Origin of the sequence: Nocardioides sp. (assembly GCF_036401255.1) — a bacterium.
Classification (GTDB): domain Bacteria; phylum Actinomycetota; class Actinomycetes; order Propionibacteriales; family Nocardioidaceae; genus Nocardioides.
The window spans coordinates 1-6,899 of the sequence record NZ_DASWVI010000065.1 but is presented as its reverse complement, the minus strand read 5'-3'; the positions used below and the strand labels follow the sequence as shown (position 1 = coordinate 6,899).

The window sequence follows — 6,899 nt, the reverse complement described above, 5'->3', positions numbered from 1 at the left end:
GCGTCGAGCCGCACCAGGTGCTCGGCCGGGCGCACCGCGCGAGGGGAGGGTACGCCGGGCCGCGCGGGCCCGTCGGCCGCGACGTAGGTGCCCGAACCGCGGCGGGCCGTGAGCCAGCCCTCGGCGAGCAGCTGCTCGTAGGCCTGCTCGGTCACGGCGCGGCTCACCCCGAGGTCGGCGGCCAGCGCCCGGGTGCTCGGCAGCCGGTCGCCCCGGGTCAGCGTGCCGGCGAGCACCAGCTCGCGGATCCGCCCGGAGAGCTGGACGCCGAGCGGCCCCGGGGCGTCGCGGTCCAGCCGCACCGGCAGCGTGGTCATCGAAGTGTCCTGTCCAATTGGTGTCGGATTGGCCCGTGCGCCCAGGCCACTTGCCGGGAATCCTAGTTCCGTGACCAGCACCCTGTCCCCGACCTCCCGCACCACCGTCGGCCGCGGCCGCAACCGCGCGGTCGACGACCGCACCGCCCTGCACCTGCTGCTCGAGGACGCCCTGATCGCCCACCTCGGCGTGACGGTCGGCGATCACCCGCTGGTGCTGCCGGTCGCGTTCGGTGTGGACCCCGACGGGCCGGACCGCGACGGCACGCTCTACGTGCACGGCTCGGTCGCGGCCGGGTGGGTGCAGGCGGCCGCCGGCGCGACGGTGTGCGTGAGCGTCACCGAGCTCGACGGGCTGGTCGCCGGACGCTCGACGTTCCACCACTCGATGAACTACCGCTCCGCGGTGGTCATCGGGCCCGGGCGCCTGGTGACCGACCCCGACGAGCGCGACCGCGCGCTCGCGCTGATCGTCGACCACATGATCCCGGGGCGCTCGGGGACGCTGCGGCCCTCGACCCGCAAGGAGCTGGCCGCGACCGCGGTGCTCGCCGTACCCCTCCACGAGGCGTCGATGAAGGCGCGGGCCGGCGGCCCCGGTGACGAGCCGGAGGACGTCGCCGCCGGGGTCTGGGGCGGGCACATCCCGGTGCGCCGGGTGGCCTCCGCGCCGGTGCCCGACGAGCACGCGGGCGGTGCGGTGCCCGGCGACGTGCTGCACCGGGTCACGTCGCTGGCCTGACTCCGGACCCGATCCGGCCGGTCCAAAGACCCGCGACCGAGCGGCCAAGGGCCCTCGCCCGGACCCCCGGCTCGCTCAGTAGGGTGCGGACCATGAGTCAGCGCACCCTCGTCCTCCTCAAGCCCGACGCCGTCCGCCGCGGGCTGGTCGGAACGATCCTGTCCCGCTACGAGGCGAAGGGCCTGGGCATCGTCGCGATGGAGCACCGCACCATCGACACCGAGCTCTCCGACCAGCACTACGCCGAGCACGTCGGCAAGGGCTTCTACCCGGGCCTGCGCGACTTCGTGACCAGCGGCCCCCTGGTCGCGGTCGTGCTCGAGGGCGACGAGGCCGTCGAGATCGTGCGGGCCCTCAATGGCGCCACCGACGGCCGCAAGGCCGCCCCGGGCACGATCCGCGGCGACCTTTCCCTGTCCAACCAGCAGAACCTCGTGCACGGCTCGGACTCCCCGGAGTCGGCCGAGCGCGAGATCGGGATCTGGTTCCCGGGTCTCTGACCTGCACCGATTCGCTCCGGCGGGGCCGCGTGTCGTCCCCGGCGGCAGCGCTCCGCCTTCGTAGCCTGGTGTCACACCTTCCCCACCTGCACCACCGTCCCCCGGCGGTGGGGCTCCAGCGACAGGGCGACGCATGGCGAACAGCTTCATCGGCCGCGACATGGCCGTGGACCTCGGCACCGCCAACACCCTCGTGTACGTGCGCGGCAAGGGCGTCCTGCTCGACGAGCCCAGCGTGGTGGCGCTGAACGACACGACCGGTGAGATCCTCGCGATCGGCCACGAGGCCAAGCGGATGATCGGGCGCACGCCCGACAACATCACCGCGATCCGGCCCCTCAAGGACGGCGTCATCGCCGACTTCGAGGCGACCGAGGAGATGCTGCGCTACTTCATCCAGCGGGTGCACCGGCGCCGCTACTTCGCCAAGCCGCGGATGGTGATCTGCGTGCCCAGCGGCATCACGGCGGTGGAGCAGCGGGCCGTCAAGGAGGCCGGCTACCAGGCCGGGGCGCGGCGGGTCTACATCGTCGAGGAGCCGATGGCCGCCGCGATCGGCGCCGGGCTCCCCGTCCACCAGGCGACCGGCAACATGGTCGTCGACGTCGGCGGCGGCACGACCGAGGTCGCCGTGATCTCGCTGGGCGGCATCGTCACCAGCCTGTCGATCCGCACCGCGGGCGACGACCTCGACCAGGCGATCGTGGCCTGGATGAAGAAGGAGCACTCGCTGATGCTCGGCGAGCGGACCGCCGAGGAGGTCAAGACGACCCTCGGGTCGGCGTTCCCGCTGGCCGAGGAGCCCGAGGCCGAGATCCGTGGGCGCGACATGGTCTCCGGTCTGCCCCGCACGGTGACCGTGTCCAGCGCCGAGATCCGCCAGGCGCTCGAGGAGCCGCTGCACGCGATCGTCGACGCCGTCCGCTCCACCCTCGACCAGACCCCGCCGGAGCTCGCCGGAGACATCATGGACCGCGGCATCGTGCTCACCGGCGGCGGCGCGCTCCTGCGCGGTCTCGACGAGCGGCTGCGCCACGAGACCGGCATGCCGGTGCACGTCGCCGAGGACCCGCTCAGCTCGGTGGCACTCGGTGCGGGCAAGTGCGTCGAGGAGTTCGAGGCCCTCCAGCAGGTGCTGGTCAGCGACCGGAGGCGCGGCTGATGCGCCCGCACGACCGGCTCCGGGCGACCCGGGAGCGCCGCTGGCGCGCCCCGGGGGAGCGCCCGCCGCCCTCACCGGCGCTGCTGGTCGCCCTCGTGCTCGCCTGCCTGACGCTGATGACGCTCGACCAGGCCGGCGACGGGTCGCCGCTCGAGCCGGCCCGCCGGGTCGCCGGCGAGGTCTTCGGCCCGGTCGAGGTCGCGACCGCGACCGCCGTACGCCCCTTCACCGCCGTGCCGGACTGGTTCCGCTCGCGCGACTCCATGCAGGACGACCTCATCGCGCTCCAGGCCGAGAACTCCCGGCTCAAGTCGGACCTCGCGACCCAGGGCTACGACCGCAACCGGCTCGAGGAGTACGACGGGCTCACGGCCGCCGCCCGCGACCTGGGCTACTCCCTCGTGCCGGCGCGGGTGGTCGGCCTGGGTGCGTCGCAGTCGTTCTCGAGCACGATCACGATCGACGCCGGCTCCGACGCCGGGATCCGTCCCGACCTGACCGTGGTCAACAACGACGGCCTGGTCGGGCGGGTGCTGCGGGTGACCCGCAGCACCGCCACCGTGCTGCTGATCGTGGATGCCGACTCCGTGGTCGGCGGCCGGGTCGGCGAGAGCATGGAGGTCGGCTTCCTGCACGGGCGCGGTGTGCTCGGCAAGGACGGCCGCCTCGACCTCGAGCTCGTCGACGAGACCGCCGTGCCCGCCAAGCACGACACGGTCGTCACGTGGGGCAGCGAGGCCGGGGGACCGTACGTCTCCGGCATCCCGGTCGGCCGGGTGACCACCGTCTACAGCAGCCTGCGCGAGACCTCGCAGCGCGCCGTGATCGACCCGTTCGTCGACTTCGGAGCGCTCGACCTGGTCGGCGTCGTGGTGCCCTCCGGCACCCGCAGCGACCGCGCGGTCATCGAGTCCGACGGGGGCCTGAGGTGAACGCCCTGCGCGCGGCGTTCGCCGCGGCGGCCGTCGCGGTCGCCCTGGTGCTCCAGGTCTCGGTCTTCTCCCACCTCGCCTGGGACGGGATCGTCCCGAACCTCTGCCTGCTCGTGGTCGTCGGGGCGGCGCTCACCCAGGGTGCGCCGTTCGCGATGCTGCTCGGGTTCGGTGCCGGCGTGGCGCTCGACCTCGCCCCGCCCGCCGACCACGTCGCGGGCCGCTGGGCGCTCGCGCTCGTGCTCGTCGGGTACGTCGCCGGCCGGGTCCGCCAGGAGGCGCGCCCGCCGGTCACGGCGATCGTGGCGACGGTCGCGGCCTCCTCGTTCGTCGGCACCTCGGTGTTCGCGCTCAGCGGGCTCGTGCTCGACGACCCGGCGCTCGGCATCCCCGAGCTCCTCGAGGTGATCGGCGTCGCGCTGCTCTGGGACCTCCTGCTCACCCCGCTCGTGCTGCCCGCCGTGATGGCGCTGTTCCGGCACCTCGAGCCCGACCGCTCGCTCGCCTAGGGGCCGGCGATGGCAGGGTCCTCCCGCGGGTCGTCCCGGTCGGCCGGCCGGCTGCGCCTGGTCGTGATCCAGGCGCTGGTCTTCGCGCTGTTCGCGACGCTGTTCGCGCGGCTGTACTACCTGCAGGTCGTCGGCGGCGAGGAGTACCACGCCCAGGCCGCCTCCCAGTCGGTCCGCGAGATCGTCGTCCAGCCCCAGCGCGGGCTCATCGTCGACGACCAGGGCCGCCCGCTGGTCGCCAACCGCACCTCGTGGGTCGTCTCGATCGACCGCACGATGCTGGGGAGGATGACCGAGCACCAGCAAGACGTGCTCGTCGACCGGGTCGCCGGGGTGGTCGCGGTGCCGGCCCGCACGATCCACCGCAAGCTGGTCACCTGCGGCGAGGAGGGCAGCGTTCCCGGGACCTGCTGGAACGGCTCGCCGTACCAGCCCGTGCCGGTCGCCACGGACGTCAAGCAGTCGGTCGCGCTGCGGATCCTCGAGCAGCCCGAGGACTACCCGGGCGTCCTGGCCGAGCAGCAGAGCGTGCGGGCCTATCCGCAGCCCTACGGCGTCAACCTCGCGCACGTGCTGGGCTACCTGAGCCCGATCACCGAGGACGAGCTGGACCGGGCGGAGGAGCACGGCGACCAGTCGGTCAACGGCGCGTCGTCGGTCGGCCGGGCCGGGGTGGAGAAGCAGTACGACCGCTGGCTGCGCGGCATGCCCGGCTACAAGCGCGTCGCGGTCGACTCGATGGGCCGGGTGCTCGGCGACGACAGCGAGGTCGACAGCTCGCCCGGCGACACCCTGGTCACCTCGATCGACGCCAAGGTGCAAGGCGTCGTGGAGAAGCAGCTGGCCGAGACGATCCGCACCGCCCGGCAGACTTTCGACAAGGTCACCGGCCGCAACTACCGCGCCGACTCCGGCGCGGTGGTCGTGATGGAGGCCGACACCGGCCGGATCGTGGCGATGGCCAGCCAGCCGACGTACGACCCCGGCGTGTGGGTCGGCGGCATCACGAAGAAGCAGCTCGCGCGGCTCTACTCCGAGGCGGCCGGCAACCCGCTGCTCGGCCGCGCGACCCAGGGCCAGTTCGCCCCGGGCTCGACCTGGAAGCCGATCATGACCGTCGGCGCACTCAACAACGGCTACTCCACCGACACGCGGCTGGACTGCTCCTCGGGGCTGCAGGTCGGCAACCGGTGGTTCAAGAACTACGAGTCCGCCTCGTACGGCGCGATCGGGTTCGACCAGGCGCTGCAGCTGTCCTGCGACACGTTCTTCTACCGCGTCGGCCTGCACTTCTGGCAGAAGTACGGCTCGGACCCGACCGACGTGGACGCCAAGGACCCGCTGGTGCGGGAGGCCGAGAACTTCGGCTTCGGCAGGGAGACCGGGGTCGACCTGCCCGGCGAGGCCAGCGGCCGGATCGCCGATCGGAAGTGGAAGCTCGCCTACTGGAAGGCGATGAAGGGCTACTACTGCAAGATCGACCGCCAGGGCACCGCGAAGAGCAGCTTCCTGCGGGTCTTCGCCCACGAGTTCTGCCTCGAGGGCTCCTACTACCGCGCCGGTGACGCGGTGAACTACTCGATCGGCCAGGGCGACACGATGGTCACGCCGCTCCAGCTGGCCCGCGCCTACGCCGCGCTGTCCAACGGCGGCACTCTCTACGCGCCGCGGGTGGCGAAGGCGATCGTCAGCCCGGACGGCACCGTGCTCAAGCGCTTCAAGCCCGTCGCCCAGGGCAAGGTCGACGCGTCGGCCGCGAGCCTGCGCTACGTCGACCAGGCCCTCCAGGGCACGCCCAAGGTCGGCACCCTGGCCTGGCGGTTCGGCGACTTCCCGCTCGACAAGGTCCACATCCGCGGCAAGACCGGGTCCGCCGAGGTCTACGGCAAGCAGTCGACGTCGTGGGTCGCGTCGTACGACGAGAACTACGTCGTGATCATGATGGTGAGCCAGGCCGGCACCGGGTCGGGCACCTCGGGGCCGGCGGTGCGCAAGATCTGGGAGTCGCTGTACGGCGTCGACGGGATGAGCGTCGACCCCGCGAAGGCGGCGATCCCGGGCACGACGCCTCCGGCGGCCCTGCCGACGTTCATGAAGGACGGCACGATCCTGCCGCCCGCGCGGAAGGACGACTGACGTGCTGCGCACCCCTCGCCTCGACTGGCTGTTGATGCTCGCCGTGCTCGGACTCGTCACGCTGGGCAGCCTGCTGGTGTGGTCGGCGACCATGCACCGGGAGGACCTCACCGCGGGCGACCCGGCGGCGTACCTGAAGAAGCAGGTGGTCAACGCACTCATCGGGCTGGTGCTCATGGTCGTCGTGCTCGCCACCGACCACCGGTCGCTGCGGATCGTGGCGCCGCTGGTCTACCTCGCCTCGCTGGGCGGGCTCGTGCTGGTGCTGACGATGGGCTCCACGGTCAACGGCTCCCGGTCGTGGCTGCAGCTGGGCGGGATGTCGATCCAGCCCTCGGAGTTCGCCAAGCTGGCGGTCGTGATCGGCATGGCCCTGTGGGTGGCCGAGCGCGCCGACGTCCGCAAGGGCCGCCCGGGCGGCAGCATGGGCGACGTCGTCGGCATGCTCGCGATCGCGGGCCTGCCCGCGGCCCTGATCATGCTGCAGCCCGACCTCGGCACGATGCTCGTGCTCTCCGCGACGGTCTTCGGCGTGCTGGCCGTCTCGGGGGCGCCGCGCCGCTGGCTCGGCCTGCTGGCCGCCGGCGGGGTGACGGCCGCC

General features: G+C 72.8%; 8 protein-coding genes. 7 read left to right on the top strand and 1 reads right to left on the bottom strand.

The features are described from left to right. Positions 1-317 (bottom strand): GntR family transcriptional regulator (locus tag VGD85_RS02930; RefSeq protein WP_331061950.1); only part of this gene is annotated, 317 nt, incomplete at its 3' end. 70 nt (positions 318-387) lie between these two features. Here VGD85_RS02930 and VGD85_RS02925 point away from each other — a divergent pair. From VGD85_RS02925 to VGD85_RS02895, 7 genes are all read left to right on the top strand, one after another. Next, complete coding sequence (locus VGD85_RS02925) at positions 388-1,059, top strand: pyridoxamine 5'-phosphate oxidase family protein (RefSeq protein ID WP_331061949.1); 672 nt, start codon at positions 388-390, stop codon at positions 1,057-1,059. 92 nt (positions 1,060-1,151) lie between these two features. Further along, positions 1,152-1,559 carry a nucleoside-diphosphate kinase gene (ndk, locus tag VGD85_RS02920; RefSeq protein ID WP_331061948.1) on the top strand — a complete coding sequence of 136 codons (408 nt, stop codon included), beginning with the start codon at positions 1,152-1,154 and terminating at the stop codon, positions 1,557-1,559. A gap of 133 nt (positions 1,560-1,692) precedes the next feature. Further along, a complete protein-coding gene (locus VGD85_RS02915; protein ID WP_331061947.1) occupies positions 1,693-2,721 on the top strand; it encodes a rod shape-determining protein in 1,029 nt (342 codons plus the stop codon). Beyond that, positions 2,721-3,653: a rod shape-determining protein MreC gene (gene mreC, locus VGD85_RS02910; protein ID WP_331061946.1), complete on the top strand. Its 933-nt coding sequence runs from the start codon at positions 2,721-2,723 to the stop codon at positions 3,651-3,653. Before VGD85_RS02915 ends, mreC begins: the two co-directional genes overlap by 1 nt. Continuing rightward, on the top strand, positions 3,650-4,162 hold the full coding sequence (gene mreD / locus VGD85_RS02905; RefSeq protein WP_331061945.1) for a rod shape-determining protein MreD: 513 nt from the start codon (positions 3,650-3,652) through the stop codon (positions 4,160-4,162). The genes mreC and mreD overlap by 4 nt, the downstream gene beginning before the upstream one ends. 9 nt (positions 4,163-4,171) lie before the next feature. Then, positions 4,172-6,298 carry a penicillin-binding protein 2 gene (mrdA, locus tag VGD85_RS02900; RefSeq protein ID WP_331061944.1) on the top strand — a complete coding sequence of 709 codons (2,127 nt, stop codon included), beginning with the start codon at positions 4,172-4,174 and terminating at the stop codon, positions 6,296-6,298. Between the two features lies 1 nt (position 6,299). After that, positions 6,300-6,899, top strand: a 600-nt coding sequence (locus VGD85_RS02895) for an FtsW/RodA/SpoVE family cell cycle protein (RefSeq protein WP_331061943.1), incomplete at its 3' end; no start/stop codon positions are given.

Excerpts from the sequence above, each read along its gene's own strand:
- ndk (WP_331061948.1), top strand. The coding sequence starts at position 1,152 with ATGAGTCAGCGCACCCTCGTCCTCCTCAAGCCCGACGCCGTCCGCCGC.
- VGD85_RS02915 (WP_331061947.1), top strand. The coding sequence starts at position 1,693 with ATGGCGAACAGCTTCATCGGCCGCGACATGGCCGTGGACCTCGGCACC.
- mreC (WP_331061946.1), top strand. The coding sequence starts at position 2,721 with ATGCGCCCGCACGACCGGCTCCGGGCGACCCGGGAGCGCCGCTGGCGC.
- mrdA (WP_331061944.1), top strand. The coding sequence starts at position 4,172 with ATGGCAGGGTCCTCCCGCGGGTCGTCCCGGTCGGCCGGCCGGCTGCGC.